17 protein-coding genes are annotated in these 13,212 nt (G+C 57.9%); 9 read left to right on the top strand and 8 right to left on the bottom strand.

The features are described from left to right. The first annotated feature begins 46 nt into the window (after window positions 1–46). The gene (locus GOW31_RS13760; RefSeq protein ID WP_171170823.1) at window positions 47–865 is read left to right on the top strand and encodes an MBL fold metallo-hydrolase; all 819 of its coding nucleotides are present in this window, start codon (window positions 47–49) and stop codon (window positions 863–865) included. Between the two features lie 38 nt (window positions 866–903). Next, window positions 904–2,319, top strand: coding sequence for an FAD-binding oxidoreductase (locus GOW31_RS13755; protein WP_171170821.1), 1,416 nt, complete (start codon window positions 904–906; stop codon window positions 2,317–2,319). A gap of 36 nt (window positions 2,320–2,355) precedes the next feature. Here the strand turns inward: GOW31_RS13755 and GOW31_RS13750 are convergent, their stop codons facing one another. Then, complete coding sequence (locus GOW31_RS13750; RefSeq protein ID WP_117869700.1) at window positions 2,356–2,838, bottom strand: fasciclin domain-containing protein; 483 nt, start codon at window positions 2,836–2,838, stop codon at window positions 2,356–2,358. Between the two features lie 170 nt (window positions 2,839–3,008). After that, complete coding sequence (locus GOW31_RS13745; RefSeq protein ID WP_152457268.1) at window positions 3,009–3,548, bottom strand: adenine phosphoribosyltransferase; 540 nt, start codon at window positions 3,546–3,548, stop codon at window positions 3,009–3,011. A 441-nt stretch (window positions 3,549–3,989) separates the two neighbouring features. On the opposite strand from GOW31_RS13745, the gene GOW31_RS13740 reads away from it, so the two are divergent. Next, entirely contained in the window at window positions 3,990–4,163 is a 174-nt protein-coding gene (locus GOW31_RS13740; protein ID WP_171170819.1) for a hypothetical protein, read from the top strand. A gap of 7 nt (window positions 4,164–4,170) precedes the next feature. Here the strand turns inward: GOW31_RS13740 and GOW31_RS13735 are convergent, their stop codons facing one another. The 3 genes from GOW31_RS13735 to GOW31_RS13725 form a co-directional block, all read right to left on the bottom strand. After that, a complete protein-coding gene (locus tag GOW31_RS13735; protein WP_171170817.1) occupies window positions 4,171–4,800 on the bottom strand; it encodes a LysE family translocator in 630 nt (209 codons plus the stop codon). A gap of 303 nt (window positions 4,801–5,103) precedes the next feature. Then, on the bottom strand, window positions 5,104–5,976 hold the full coding sequence (locus GOW31_RS13730; protein ID WP_171117547.1) for an S-methyl-5'-thioadenosine phosphorylase: 873 nt from the start codon (window positions 5,974–5,976) through the stop codon (window positions 5,104–5,106). A 66-nt stretch (window positions 5,977–6,042) separates the two neighbouring features. Beyond that, on the bottom strand, window positions 6,043–6,603 hold the full coding sequence (locus GOW31_RS13725; RefSeq protein WP_171170815.1) for a hypothetical protein: 561 nt from the start codon (window positions 6,601–6,603) through the stop codon (window positions 6,043–6,045). 166 nt (window positions 6,604–6,769) lie between these two features. Here GOW31_RS13725 and GOW31_RS13720 point away from each other — a divergent pair, with 166 nt between their 5' ends. After that, the gene (locus tag GOW31_RS13720; protein ID WP_171170813.1) at window positions 6,770–8,404 is read left to right on the top strand and encodes a SulP family inorganic anion transporter; all 1,635 of its coding nucleotides are present in this window, start codon (window positions 6,770–6,772) and stop codon (window positions 8,402–8,404) included. A gap of 31 nt (window positions 8,405–8,435) precedes the next feature. Here GOW31_RS13720 and GOW31_RS13715 read toward each other — a convergent pair whose 3' ends face one another. Both GOW31_RS13715 and GOW31_RS13710 read right to left on the bottom strand, forming a co-directional pair. Further along, window positions 8,436–9,074 carry a CatB-related O-acetyltransferase gene (locus GOW31_RS13715; RefSeq protein ID WP_171170811.1) on the bottom strand — a complete coding sequence of 213 codons (639 nt, stop codon included), beginning with the start codon at window positions 9,072–9,074 and terminating at the stop codon, window positions 8,436–8,438. Then, a complete protein-coding gene (locus GOW31_RS13710; RefSeq protein WP_171170809.1) occupies window positions 9,074–9,679 on the bottom strand; it encodes a flavin reductase family protein in 606 nt (201 codons plus the stop codon). The genes GOW31_RS13715 and GOW31_RS13710 overlap by 1 nt, the downstream gene beginning before the upstream one ends. Before the next feature lie 71 nt (window positions 9,680–9,750). Here GOW31_RS13710 and GOW31_RS13705 point away from each other — a divergent pair, with 71 nt between their 5' ends. The 5 genes from GOW31_RS13705 to GOW31_RS13685 all read left to right on the top strand — a co-directional run bounded on the left by GOW31_RS13705 (window position 9,751) and on the right by GOW31_RS13685 (window position 12,804). Next, window positions 9,751–10,245, top strand: a complete 495-nt coding sequence (locus GOW31_RS13705; RefSeq protein ID WP_171170807.1) for a GNAT family N-acetyltransferase — start codon at window positions 9,751–9,753, stop codon at window positions 10,243–10,245. A 52-nt stretch (window positions 10,246–10,297) separates the two neighbouring features. Then, on the top strand, window positions 10,298–11,041 hold the full coding sequence (locus tag GOW31_RS13700; protein WP_171170805.1) for an EcsC family protein: 744 nt from the start codon (window positions 10,298–10,300) through the stop codon (window positions 11,039–11,041). 132 nt (window positions 11,042–11,173) lie between these two features. Next, window positions 11,174–11,635 (top strand): NUDIX hydrolase, encoded by a 462-nt coding sequence (locus tag GOW31_RS13695; RefSeq protein ID WP_152457279.1) that lies wholly within the window; start codon window positions 11,174–11,176, stop codon window positions 11,633–11,635. Window positions 11,636–11,707: 72 nt separating this feature from the next. Then, a complete protein-coding gene (locus GOW31_RS13690) occupies window positions 11,708–12,163 on the top strand; it encodes a DUF1178 family protein (RefSeq protein ID WP_152457280.1) in 456 nt (151 codons plus the stop codon). Between the two features lie 2 nt (window positions 12,164–12,165). After that, the gene (locus GOW31_RS13685; RefSeq protein ID WP_171170803.1) at window positions 12,166–12,804 is read left to right on the top strand and encodes an SDR family NAD(P)-dependent oxidoreductase; all 639 of its coding nucleotides are present in this window, start codon (window positions 12,166–12,168) and stop codon (window positions 12,802–12,804) included. On the opposite strand, the gene GOW31_RS13680 is transcribed toward GOW31_RS13685, so the two are convergent. Continuing rightward, window positions 12,798–13,154 carry a hypothetical protein gene (locus tag GOW31_RS13680; RefSeq protein WP_152457282.1) on the bottom strand — a complete coding sequence of 119 codons (357 nt, stop codon included), beginning with the start codon at window positions 13,152–13,154 and terminating at the stop codon, window positions 12,798–12,800. The two genes, GOW31_RS13685 and GOW31_RS13680, sit on opposite strands and share 7 nt — an antisense overlap. Between the last annotated feature and the right edge of the window lie 58 nt (window positions 13,155–13,212).

Below are 13,212 nucleotides of genomic sequence, written 5' to 3'. Positions count from 1 at the left end.
TGAACAAGGGGCATGACTTGTCGTCGTTCTGCGCTACACTCGGGGTATGCGCTGGTTGATTGCGGCATTGATGGTGATTTCGGGCGGGGCCGCTGCGCAGGAGCGTCGGCCAAGTCACTGTGTCGCCATTGCCGATGCGGCGCCCGGACTCGAGTATCTGCACAGGGCGGCCTGGCAGGATCCGGTACCGGAATTCTCGGTGCGGATCAGCTATATCGCGCATGCCTCTTTCATGATCCAGACCCGCGGCGGGCTGAATGCGGTGACCGATTTTACCGGATTTATCGGCAGCGCAAACCTCATCCCTGACGTGGTGACGATGAACCATGCCCACGGCACGCATTGGACGGCGCATCCCGACCCGGCCATTCCGCATGTTCTTCCGGGGTGGGGAGAGTTCGGGAAAGGTATCGAACATCATCTGGATCTGGGGGAGATGCTGGTGCGCAATGTCTCGACCGATATCCGGTCTGTTTATGGTGGGGTCGAAGAACGCGGCAATTCAATTTTTGTGTTCGAGGTTGAGGGGTTGTGCATAGGTCATCTGGGACATTTGCATCATGTCCCTTCGGATGAGCAGTTTGCCGCGCTTGGGCGGCTGGATGTGGTCATGGCCGCCGTTGATGGCGGGACCACCATGCCTCTGCCCGATATGATTGCGGTTCTGAAACGGCTGAAGAGTTCTGTCATCATTCCGATGCACTGGTTCTCGCAGTTCTCGCTGGATCGGTTCCTGGTGGATATCAGGGATACATTTCCGGTTGAGCGCGACGGGGTTTCGGAGATCACCGTGTCGTTGCGGAACCTTCCGGACCGCCCCACGGTTGTGGTGCTTGAGCCGCGCTATCTGATTGATCTTGAATAAGGCTTGCGGCAACCGCATCGCTTGGGCATTGGAGGCGCATGAGTTTGAACCCCGCTGATGACCGTTTTGCCGCGCTGCTCCGTTCGAAACTGGGCGACGGTGTGCTGCGCCCCGTAGAAGAACGGTATTTGGAAGAACCGCGTGGGCGTTTTTCGGGACGGGTCGGTCTGTTGGCCTTGCCGCGCAACACCGATGAGGTGGCGGAGTTGGTAAAACTTTCTGCGCAGGCACAGGTTCCAATCGTTCCATATGGCGGCGGCACTGGCCTGGTCGGCGGGCAGGTGATGTCGGCGGGGCCCGCGCCGTTGGTGATTTCGTTAGAACGGATGACCGCCATCCGGTCTGTCTTTCCAACCGAGAACGTTCTGGTCGCCGAAGCCGGGGCTGTTCTTCAAGATGTTCAGACCGCAGCCGAGGCGGTAGACCGTTTGTTTCCTTTGTCATTGGCGGCGCAGGGGTCCTGCCGGATCGGGGGCAACCTGTCGACCAACGCAGGGGGCGTCAACGTTTTGCGGTATGGCAACGCGCGCGACCTGTGCCTGGGGCTTGAGGCGGTGCTGCCCAGTGGTGAGATCTGGCACGGCCTCAGCCGGTTGCGAAAGGACAACACCGGCTATGACCTGCGCAACCTGCTGATCGGGGCCGAGGGGACGCTGGGGATCATCACTGCGGCATCGCTCAAGCTGTTCCCGCGACCTGCCGGTGTCGGGACGGCGGTGTTTCAGGTGGCTTCTCCCGAAGCGGCGATCGACCTGCTGGCTTTGGCGCGCGACAAGGTGGGTGAGGGCGTCAGCACGTTTGAGCTGATCCACCGGCAGGGGCTTGATTTCCTGACCGAGGTTCTGCCGGATGTCCGTCAACCGTTCGCCTCGCCGCCGGAGTGGAGCGTGCTGATCGAGCTGGGTCTGGCTGACGGGCAATCACCATTTGCCGCGTTGGAGGAACTCTTTGTTCGCGCTGAAGAGCTTGGTCAGGTTCAGGACGGAGTAATCGCCCAAAGTGAAGCGCAGCGGGCCGATTTGTGGGCGGTGCGCGAACGCATTCCCGAAGCCAATCGTTTGATCGGGTCAGTGTCGAGCCATGATATCTCGATCCCGATTTCTAGAATCCCCGATTTCATTTGCGAAGGCAGAGAATTGATTGCGGGCCTGGGGCCCTTCCGGATCAATTGCTTTGGCCATCTTGGTGACGGCAATCTGCATTACAACGTGTTCCCGCCCAAAGGGCAGCACCGATCGGAATTTGATGATCAAAGAGGCGCGATCAAGCAGACCGTCCATGATCTGGTTTACGCCTTCGACGGTTCGGTCAGTGCCGAACATGGGGTCGGGCGCCTCAAAACCAACGATTTGGAACGCTATGGCGATCCAGCCAAGCTGGGCGCGATGCGGGCTATCAAACTGGCATTGGACCCGCAGGGCATCATGAATCCCGGCGCGGTTCTGAAAGGGTGAACACGGCCCGAGCGTCGGACCGTGCCCGGTTGTTTCTTAAGAGGCAGGCAGGATCACCTTGTCGATCACATGGATCACGCCGTTCTTGGTTTCGATGTCGGCCTGAACCACGTTGGCGTCATTCACCATCACACCCGAATCCAGATCGATCGTGATATCGCCGCCTTGTACGGTTGCAGCCGTCATGTCATCGCTCAGATCACCTGACATCACTTTGCCCGGCACGACGTGGTAGGTCAGAATGGCCACCAGCTGATCCTTGTTTTCGGGCTTCAGCAAGTTTTCGACGGTGCCTTCGGGCAAAGCCGCGAACGCGTCATCGGTGGGGGCAAATACGGTGAACGGGCCTTCGCCTTTGAGTGTGTCCACCAGTTCGGCGGCCTGAACTGCCGCGACGAGTGTTTCAAAGCTGCCAGCGGCGACGGCTGTGTCGACAATGTCCTTGCCGTGACCATCGGCGAATGCAGCAGTGCTGAACAGGATCGAGGCGACACCGGCGGCGGCGAATTTGCGGAACATGAGCTAAACTCCCTAGGTTGAAATGCTTCAAGCAGCATCACCCGGGTTACGGGGCAACCTGACCGCAAGATCACTTGTATTGATCCGTTTTGCGCCTTGATCGGCGCAAAAACCGCGCTAAGCCCGCCCGGTTTTCAGTTTCCAGTCACGTTTTTGTGAAAAACTCCTGGTCAGAGTCCTTCGAATTCGCACAGAACATGCACGTCCATGCCCATCTCTTCCAACACTTTGCTGCCGCCAAGTTCGGGCAGGTCAATGATGAAGGCGCACGAGACGATTTCGCCCCCAAGCCGTTCGATCAGCTTGATACCTGCCGCTGCGGTTCCGCCCGTGGCCAGCAGATCGTCAACCACCAGAATTTTTTCACCGGGTTGGATGGCATCGTCATGGATCTCGACGATCGCCTCTCCGTATTCCAACTTGTAGTCCTGACTGATTGTTGTGCCGGGCAGTTTGCCTTTTTTGCGGATCGGGACAAAACCGACGCTCAACTGATGTGCAATCGCACCGCCCAGAATGAACCCGCGTGCTTCGAGCCCGACCACTTTGTCGATCCGCTCACCGGCATAGGGGTGCAGCATCTGGTCAATCGCCATCCGAAACCCGCGGGGGTCGGCAAACAGGGTTGTCACATCCCGAAACATGATCCCTTCATGGGGGAAATCGACGATGGTTCGGATGTAATCTTTGACAGATTTGTTTCTGGACATGGACCAACCTTTTAGCGTCAAACACAGATATTGTGTTTGGCCCAAGAGGGTTGGCCATGCAAGGAACAATTCCAAGGCCGGATCAGCAGCGGATTTGGGTTGCAGCGTTGAGCAGGCCAAAAAACCGAGGCAACCCGCGCGCCGGCCATGATAAGTCTCCGACCCATTTGCTTGCTTGCTGCCACCTGTTCCAAACAGCCCCCCGCGCTTGGATTTCCGGAAGCGCAATGAGCAATCTGTTTGGTTTGCAATTCGACATGTCCGGGTCCCAGGCGCGGTCGGCTTCAATTGGGAGGAACCGGCTCAAGAACTGCCCGAAAGTGGAAAGGTTCATTGTCAATTTCCTGTCCTTGCCGTTAAGTGCCCGATAACGACAAAAACTATGCTATGGATATACACGGCATCGCCAGATAGAGCTTAACTTCGTTGGGAAAAATACACGTGGCCAGGAATGAAGGCAAAGGATCGACCAAGAAAAACAGTCAGTTGGTCTTGCGCCTCGACAGGGATGAACGTGACTCGTTTGTCGAGCTTTGCAAAGAGCTGGACACGTCGGCTGCGCGCGAAATCCGCAGATTTATCCGTGGATTCATTAAAGAGCACGCCGAAGACTGATGCGGTATCAGGCCGGTCGGCGCAGGACCGCCGTGGCCATGCCCATTCCGATCAACGTCAACCCGCCAAATCGTGTCATCGCAGTGATCACGCTGGCGCGACCGATAAGCCGCCGCAACCTGTCCGCCAAAAGCGCGTAGGCCAACGCATTCAACCAGGCCAGCCCGACGAATGTGGCAATCAGGATGACGAACTGAGGTCCAAGTGGTTCAGCAGGGCGTATGAACTGCGGCACAAAGGCAACGAAGAAGGCGATGGATTTCGGGTTCAGGGCAGTAACGGCGGCTGCGTGGCCGAATACTCTGCTCGCGGTGACATCCCGCCCGGTGTCGACCGTGCTCAATCCACCGGCCGGTGCGCTGCGCAACAGTTTGACCCCAAGCCAGACCAGATAGGCTGCGCCGACCCATTTCAGCACGGAAAACAGGGTTGCCGATGCAAGAACAAGCGCGCCTAGTCCCAACAAAGATGCAGTCATGGCCACAAGATCGCCCACCGCAACACCTGTGGCGGACGCGACGGCGACACTGCGCCCCTTGGACAGGGCATAGCTGAGCACCAGCAACACCGTCGGGCCGGGGATCAGCAGCAATGCCGTGGAAGCAGCCACAAAGGCCAGCCAGACTTCAAAAGGCATGATGCGGTTCCTTTACTCAAGTCAGTTCATACAGATTTTCTGTCATACTACGAATTGGATTCAAGTCGACAATGCCGGACTCAATATCCCTGTTCGAGGCGACAAAACAGGCCAAAAAACGCAAAAAGCATTACGCTCGAAACCCAAGAAGTTCTAGAAAGCGCTTTCTTCAGTAAACACTTAACGAAAAATGCCAAGGAACGCTCCGTTCTGAAGAACTGGCAAAACAATAAACCTTACTAGTACCCAGTGCTAGGCCGGGCTTCGGCGCGATCCCCAGCCAGCAGTAGAAAAACCGGGCGTTTACATCACTCGCCCGGCCACCGCATCCAACTTGGCCAAAAGCGCCGGATCGCGGTTTTCCGGTGCGGTCAGGATTGCGTATTCCAGCGCCCGGTCGCAGCCATGCGGGCAGGGTGCTCGTTCGGCCCCCAGAAGGGATGGCAGGCCCTTGACTAGTGTGCGGCCCTTGTCGGCATTGCCGGTCAGGGTGGCGATGATCGTGGACACGTCCACCTCGCCATGGTCCGGGTGCCAGCTGTCATAGTCGGTGACCATCGCGATCGACGCGTAACACAGCTCGGCCTCGCGGGCGAGTTTCGCCTCGGGCATGTTGGTCATGCCGATCACGTCACAGCCCCATTGCTCGCGATACATCCTGGATTCCGCAAGGCTGGAAAACTGGGGGCCCTCCATCGCCAGATAGGTGCCGCCCCGGTGGATGGTGATGCCGGCGGCCTTACCTGCCGTCTCGCATGCGTCCGACAGGCGTGGGCAGGTGGGATGGGCAACGCTGACATGGGCAACGCAGCCCGTTCCGAAAAAGCTCTTGTCCCGTGCAAAAGTGCGATCGATGAACTGATCGACAATCACGAAGTCACCCGGAGCCATATGTTCGCGGAACGATCCGCAGGCCGAAACCGAGATCACGTCCGTCACGCCCAACCGTTTCAGCGCATCGATATTGGCGCGATAAGGTACATCGGTGGGTGAATGCACATGACCGCGCCCATGACGTGGCAGAAAGGCCATATCGACACCGTCAAGCGCTCCTGTCAGGATCTGGTCTGACGGCGTTCCCCAAGGGGTCTCAACCTCTACCCATTCCGGGTTTTCCAACCCATCGATGTCATAGATGCCCGATCCGCCGATGACGGCTATCCTGGTTTGGGTCACTGTCCTGCTCCGCCTGAATAACTGATGTTGAATTTGTGCGGGTTCAGCCCGGATTTGACAAGAGGCCTATTCCCGTAACGTCAACAGGTTGCGCTGCTGCGATTGCACGGTGAAATCATCCCAGGCCGCGCCAAACATGTCCAGAGACCAGGTCAGATCCTGTGATTGTCCGTGCCGGTCTCGGAACACGAAGCGGAACGCATCGCCGGTTAGCATGGCATCCAAAAGCGCCTTGGCGCGTTGGTCTTCGAAGGTACAGCCAAGCCCGGTCAGGCATCCGGGGCGCCGCGTGCGCCATATGGCTTCTTCGCCGTTGTCGATGCGAAATCCGGATGGGTTGAAGAAAGTGCCCGGCTCGATCCCGAATTCAACTTTGAAACCTTCAGGTTCGGGCGTAATGAAAACGAACTGTGCCGCAAATTTTGGCCGAAAGGAAAACACTTCTGCCCGTCGGATGTAGCACCGCTGCCGCAGAGCACCGTCTTCTTCGCGCTCGTCACAGATCGAATTCCAGATGCCGAAAATCTCGTGATGCGTTACCCGCCAGTTGCCGGCCGTGTCATTGCCATCCAAATCCTGTGCAAGGACGGGAAGGGCCGGGAACAGTAAGAAGAGGATCCAACGCATGGCCTCACATGTTGTGGCTTCATCATGGTTCTGCAAATCAACTTGCCGCGAGCGCCACGTATGCGTCACACGCATGGCTGCATCCCGTTTTATGCAGTAGCTCAATGCCGGCGCGCCAGCTACAACGACGCCTTCGCGCGAACATATAATCCTATAGGACTGTCTGATGCCCCGAGCCTTGCTGGCAAGCTTTGCCAATCGCCTCGCCATTCCCGATCTGCGCTGGGTTCCAGATGAAGGGCTGACCTTCTCACGCCTGCGGATCGAGCTGCTGTCCGGCCTGACTGTTGCCCTTGCACTGGTGCCCGAGGCGGTGGCCTTTGCCTTTGTGGCGGGCGTGCACCCGCTGGTCGGTCTTTATGCGGCGTTTTTGGTCGGTTTGATCACGGCACTGATCGGTGGACGACCGGGCATGATCTCGGGTGCGACCGGCGCGCTTGCGGTTGTCATGGTGGCACTGGTGGCCGAACATGGGGTTGAATACCTGTTCGCGACCGTTGTTCTCATGGGAATCCTTCAGGTCATCGCCGGGGCGATGCATTGGGGGCGCTTCATCCGTTTGGTGCCGCATCCTGTCATGCTGGGCTTTGTGAACGGTCTGGCCATCGTGATCTTTCTTGCCCAGATGGGACAGTTCAAAGTGCCCGGAACCATGGAAAATACCGGTCATGGCATGAGCGGCGGCGAATGGCTGTCCGGGATGCAGCTTTACACCATGCTGGGACTTGTCGGGCTGACAATGGCAGTGATCTGGGTCATGCCCCGGATTACACGCATCATTCCTGCGCCGCTGGCCGGTATTCTGGTTGTCGCGGCAATCGTGATCGGCTTTGGCCTTGATGTGCCGCGCGTCGGCGATCTGGCATCGATTGAAGGCGGCCTGCCTTCGTTCCATATTCCAATGGTTCCTCTGAACTGGGAAACCTTTGAGATCATCCTGCCATATGCAGTCATTCTGGCCGCCATCGGCCTGATCGAATCCCTGCTGACCTTGAACCTCGTGGGTGAGATCACGGGCAAGCGTGGTGGGGCGTCTCAGGAATGCATCGCGCAGGGCGCGTCGAATATCGTGACCGGATTTTTCGGCGGCATGGGCGGTTGCGCGATGATCGGGCAGTCGATGATCAACGTGAAATCCGGCGGGCGTACTCGTATTGCCGGAATTGCAGCAGCGCTTTTCCTGCTGGTCTTCATCCTGTTCGCATCACCCCTGATCGAACAAATCCCGCTGGCCGCGCTGGTTGGCGTGATGTTCATGGTTGTGATCGGCACCTTTGCGTGGAACTCGTTCAAAATTCTGCGTAAAGTGCCAATGACCGATGCCTTCGTCATCGTTCTGGTCACCGTCGTAACGGTGATGGAGGACTTGGCCATTGCCGTTGTGGTCGGCGTCATCGTCTCGGCGCTGGCCTATGCCTGGAACAATGCCAAGCGCATTCATGCGGTCACGCGTGACTCCGAGACCGAGAAAGGCGCGAAAGTCTATGAGATTCAGGGGCCGCTGTTCTTTGGATCCTCTGAGGGATTTATCGAACTGTTCGACGTCCCGAATGACCCCGAAACCGTTATCATCGACTTCGCCGAAAGCCGCGTGGTGGATCAGTCCGCCCTGCAAGCCATCGAAAACATCGCCGCAAAATACGAGGCGGCAGGTAAACGGGTCATGCTGCGTCACCTGAGCCGTGACTGTCACAAACTGCTGAAAAAAGCGGGACACCTCATGGTCGACAGTGATGATGATCCGGATTACGAACTGGCGGTGGACTACTCTGTCCGCACCGGCATTCTGGGCGGGCACTGACTTTGAAAGGCGGCTGAACAAGCCGCCTTTTTCAAAGGGCCAGACGCTCCAGGTTTTCGATATCTCCCCTCAACAGGCCGCTTTCGGCTTCGATGATCAATTCGGCTGGCCAATCCCACCACTTCAAAGCAAGCAACCGCTCGATCTTGTCGGCGTCAAAACGATACCGCCTTACCTCGGCAGGATTGCCGGTGACAACAGAATAAGGCGGGATCGTCCCGCGAACAACTGAACCCGCACCAATTACCGCTCCGTCACCGATACTGGCTCCAGGCATGATCAGCGCGCCATAGCCGATCCAGACATCGTTGCCGACTAGGGTGTCCCGGACGTCTGGCTGATATTCCAGCATCCGTTCCGGATCGAAAACCGGAAAGGGAAAACAGGTTATCCCATCCGTTGCGTGATTTGCCGAAGCTGTCACAAAGCGGACGCCATGGGCAATTTGGCAAAACTTTCCCAAAACCAGCTTTTCGCGCGAGAACTCGAAAAGGTAAGGCGCCAAACGATTGGCCCAATCCTCGGGCGCGTCAAAATCTGACGCATAGGTGTAATCGCCCACCTGAATTCTGGGGTGGTTGATCACCTGTGACAGAAAGGCTGTTCCTCTGTGTTCCGTACCATCTGGCAGAGTGACAGGATATCGGCGCGCAGCGTCAGGAAGTGGCATCAGTCATCCGGTCTCGAAAGGCTGAACAACTCGGAAACGACGGAGTAATCGCGATACCCGAGCCGCGCCAAAGGTTGGAACGAGGTCACGTCAAACTTGCCGTCCCGAATGTGATCGTCGTGCAGGTGCACACCCGTCACCTCGCCAAACACCACCCGATTGGCTTCACCGGGCAGCGTGACGATCTGGGTCAGCTTGCATTCCAACGCAGCTGGGACCCCTTCGATCCGTGCGCAGGGTATGGTTTCGCATTCTATGGGTGAAAGCCCGGCATGCGAAAACTCATCAACTTCTTTCGGCAACCCGGCCGAACTTGCATTCATTGCGTCCCGATGCGCATGGGCCACGACATTTACGCAAAACACGCCCGTGGCCTCGATATTGGCGATGCTGTCCTTGCCGGCGTTCTGATCCTGTTTGGTGCCGGTCGAGGCAAACATGACCTGCGGTGGCGTATAGGCGACGCCGTTAAAGAAGGAATAGGGTGCCAGATTGTTGACCCCATCCGCGTCCCGAGTCGAAATCCAGCCAATCGGGCGCGGTGTGATGATGGCGTTGAACGGGTTGTGCGGCAATCCGTGGCCGTCTTCAGGGCGGTAGAACATCTGATCTCCAAGCGTTTGCCCAAGGCGTAGCGAAGTGCTAGGGCGATTGCCAGCAAGTAAATGAGGGCAGGGTGCAGCAATTCGGGATCAGGCCGGAAGAGCCGGACGACTGGTGGGAGGTCGAAGCCCTGTATGACCTGTGTTTTGCGCCGGGTCGCGAGGCTTTGTCGTCCTACCGCTTGCGTGATGATGTGCCGCCGGTTGCGGGCTTGTCTTTGGTCGCGCGCGACGGTCAGGGGATTCTGGCCGGTGCGATCCGGTTCTGGCCGGTTCATGTCGGTGATCACGATGCTCTGCTGTTGGGGCCGGTTGCCGTGCACCCCACCCATCAGGGTGAAGGCCTTGGCGGATATCTGATACATGCAGGAGTCGAAGCGGGGCACACCCGCGGTTGGCAAAGGGTCATGCTGGTCGGGGATGAACCCTATTACAGCCGGTTCGGTTTCACACGATTGCACGCGGTCGAGATGCCTCCGCCCACCAACCCTGACCGGGTTTTGGGGCTGGAACTGGTGCCCGGTGCCTGGTCCGGGATTCAGGGCGCGGTGACACGTTGGAGCCGCTGACCTATTGAAACCATGCTGCGCAACGCCGATGTTGAAAGGCAGGAGGGCGTGAATGCAGAACGTTGTTCTTGTTGAAAACGTGGATACCGAGGCCGAACTGGATCGTTTGGCGGATCACTACCGATCCGCCGGAGGGGCTGGCGTGAAACTTCTCAACAAGCTTGGAGGATCAGCCGAGTCATTGCTGGAGCAATTGCCAGAACCCGTTCGGAATGGCCTGACAGGCGCAACCGAGCAGGCGTTATGGCTGGCGATGCATGCGGCCGAGGGTTCGCGGCGCGCGGTTCCTGATCAGCAGCCCTGGGTCAATACCGCAGTGACGACTGCCATGGGTGCGGCCGGGGGGCTGGGCGGTGTTTCGACAGCCCTGATGGAGCTGCCCGCGACAACCGCGATGCTGCTACGTGCCATTCAGGGGGCTGCGGCGCGCGAGGGGTTTGATCCCTCTGCCGAAAACGTAAAGTTCGATTGCGTCCGCGTCTTGTCGGCAGCGGGACCATTGTCGCATGACGATGGGGCGGACCTGGGTTTTTTCTCGGTCCGGCTGACCCTGACCGGACCGGCCATGCAACGCCTGATTGCCGCCGTTGCGCCGCGTTTTTCGATAGTACTGGGGCAAAAGCTTGCAGCCCAGTCCGTTCCTGTGCTGGGGGCATTGGCCGGCGGTGGCACGAACTATGTCTACACGCGCTATTATCAGCAAATAGCGCGCGTGCATTTCGGTTTGCGCCGGCTGGCAATTGACGCTGACATCCCCCATGAGGATCTGGCACGGCGGCTTTCTGCCCGAATGTAGGCGATATCTTGGGCGACGCGAGTGACTTGGCGTGTGATACATCATGTGGTATGATTGCAGGTGCCGGCCGCTAGATTAGGTGAGCGTACCAATTTGGATGGCTGACGTTCGACCGAAAGGGAGCGTCGCTCGATGAAAGCACGATTGTTGCTTCATGACCTTCCAAAAGCTGCAAGGCAGCCAGTTTTGCGGCAATCCTCGGCTTTGTGTTTCCGGATCAAGCGCGGCCGACCCAAGGTTTTGTTGGTCACGACACGCAAGTCGCGGCGATGGATCATTCCCAAAGGATGGCTCATCCCCGGTCTGAGCCCGCAGGAAACCGCATTGCAAGAGGCTTGGGAAGAGGCGGGTGTATCTGGCCGGATCAACGGGGCGCGACTGGGGCAGTTCCTGCACCACAAACATCATTCTAACCGGCCCCCATCCTTGTGTCTGGTGGATGTTTTTCCAGTGCATGTAAGCACTGTGTCGCAGGAATACCCGGAAAAGACCGAGCGTCGGCGCAAATGGTTTTCGCCGAAAAAAGCAGCGCTAAAGGTCGATTCTCATGAGCTTGCTGAATTGTTGCGCGACTTTAAGCCGTACTCACATTAAAGTAGCATCTGATAGGCTTGATATTGTCACCTTGATCGGTATCTATTCGCCAATCGTTTTTTTGGACTGAACATGATTCAATACGCGTTGAAATGCAGCGAAGGCCACAGTTTCGACAGTTGGTTCCAATCCGCAGAAGCCTATGACAAGCTGGCCTCTGTGGGTATGGTCACCTGCGCGGTTTGCGGGTGCACGCAGGTCGAGAAAGCGGTCATGACGCCACGCGTCCGCCCGGCGCGGAATGCCCGGAAGGAAAGTGAAATCCGTTCCGCCCCGGAACAAAAGATCGACGTTGCCACCCCATCGCCCGAAGTTGAGAAGGTTTTGGCCGAGATGCGCCGCCATGTCGAAGAAAACTCGGATTATGTCGGGAAAGATTTCGCCAGTGAGGCGCGCAAGATTCATCTGGGCGAGGCGCCGGAGCGTGCCATTTACGGAGAAGCCAAGCTGGATGAGGCGAAATCCCTGATCGAAGATGGCGTGCCGGTGGCTCCGCTGCCGTTTGTCCCCAGCAGAAAGACCAATTGATCATGCACATCATGATCACCGGCGCCAATCGCGGCATCGGGCAAGCCCTGGCAAAGGGTTACGTGAACCGGGGGGACAAAGTCACTGGGACGGCGCGTGACGGCAGCATGCAGGTGCGTCTGGATGTGGCCGATCCCGTGCAGCAATCAGCCATGGCAGAACAGATGAAAGACCAGCCTGTCGATCTGCTGGTCTGCAATGCCGGCGTGTATCTGGACAAGGGGCATTCGATCGATGGTTATCCGGCCGACATGTGGGCGCACAGCTTTGCGGTAAATGTCACGGGGGTCTTTCTGACCATACAGACCCTGTTGCCCAACCTGCGCGCCGCGGGCGGTAAAGTTGCGATCCTTTCGTCGAAAATGGCGTCGCACACACTTGCGCCGGGTGGCAGTTACATCTATCGCGCGTCCAAGGCGGCGGCTCTGAACCTGGGGCGGAATCTGGCGATGGATCTCAAAGATGACGGGATTGCCGTCGGCATCTATCATCCGGGCTGGGTTCAGACGGATATGGGCGGTGCAGCGGCGGATATCGATGTGGATCAGGCCGTGTCCGGCCTGATTGAACGATTTGATGCCTTGTCGCTAGGCACAACGGGCTGTTTTGAAACCTATGACGGGCAACCGCACGCCTACTGAGAGGTCAATGCGGCTTTGGGGATTTCGAAGACCTCACCAGGTTCAATGTAGACCACCATCATATCGCCTCGCGTTTCATGTGAGATTTTCGAGGTCGAATTGCTGGATTCCGGCACGCCATCCTTGAAATAGATATTGCGCACATGTCCGCCTCCTAGGGCCACTGCGACCGTTATGTTTCCGTCGTCATGGCGGCGCAGTTCCGCGTGGCAGCTTTGTACGGGATCACCGGCATTTGCAGCGCAGGGTATTGTGCCCAGCGCGTTCTTGCCGTCTGTCCCGGCGACACTCGCGACCTGGGCCAGTGCAGGCGACGACAATAGGGCAAAGGCGAGGGCTAGGCGAAACATGAAGAACCTCTTGATCTGGTTGGTGTCCTTAGGCTGACATTGCGCCAGTGCAATGTAA

This window comes from Ruegeria sp. HKCCA0370, assembly GCF_013033705.1.
Taxonomy (GTDB): domain Bacteria; phylum Pseudomonadota; class Alphaproteobacteria; order Rhodobacterales; family Rhodobacteraceae; genus Ruegeria.
The sequence above is the reverse complement of the archived record's forward strand: the minus strand, read 5'-3'. Positions and strand labels throughout refer to the sequence as shown.

Coding starts and splice junctions, on each gene's coding strand:
- GOW31_RS13760 (WP_171170823.1), top strand. CDS start 47: ATGCGCTGGTTGATTGCGGCATTGATGGTGATTTCGGGCGGGGCCGCT.
- GOW31_RS13755 (WP_171170821.1), top strand. CDS start 904: ATGAGTTTGAACCCCGCTGATGACCGTTTTGCCGCGCTGCTCCGTTCG.
- GOW31_RS13750 (WP_117869700.1), bottom strand. CDS start 2,838: ATGTTCCGCAAATTCGCCGCCGCCGGTGTCGCCTCGATCCTGTTCAGC.
- GOW31_RS13745 (WP_152457268.1), bottom strand. CDS start 3,548: ATGTCCAGAAACAAATCTGTCAAAGATTACATCCGAACCATCGTCGAT.
- GOW31_RS13735 (WP_171170817.1), bottom strand. CDS start 4,800: ATGCCTTTTGAAGTCTGGCTGGCCTTTGTGGCTGCTTCCACGGCATTG.
- GOW31_RS13725 (WP_171170815.1), bottom strand. CDS start 6,603: ATGCGTTGGATCCTCTTCTTACTGTTCCCGGCCCTTCCCGTCCTTGCA.
- GOW31_RS13720 (WP_171170813.1), top strand. CDS start 6,770: ATGCCCCGAGCCTTGCTGGCAAGCTTTGCCAATCGCCTCGCCATTCCC.
- GOW31_RS13715 (WP_171170811.1), bottom strand. CDS start 9,074: ATGCCACTTCCTGACGCTGCGCGCCGATATCCTGTCACTCTGCCAGAT.
- GOW31_RS13710 (WP_171170809.1), bottom strand. CDS start 9,679: ATGTTCTACCGCCCTGAAGACGGCCACGGATTGCCGCACAACCCGTTC.
- GOW31_RS13700 (WP_171170805.1), top strand. CDS start 10,298: ATGCAGAACGTTGTTCTTGTTGAAAACGTGGATACCGAGGCCGAACTG.
- GOW31_RS13695 (WP_152457279.1), top strand. CDS start 11,174: ATGAAAGCACGATTGTTGCTTCATGACCTTCCAAAAGCTGCAAGGCAG.
- GOW31_RS13690 (WP_152457280.1), top strand. CDS start 11,708: ATGATTCAATACGCGTTGAAATGCAGCGAAGGCCACAGTTTCGACAGT.
- GOW31_RS13685 (WP_171170803.1), top strand. CDS start 12,166: ATGCACATCATGATCACCGGCGCCAATCGCGGCATCGGGCAAGCCCTG.
- GOW31_RS13680 (WP_152457282.1), bottom strand. CDS start 13,154: ATGTTTCGCCTAGCCCTCGCCTTTGCCCTATTGTCGTCGCCTGCACTG.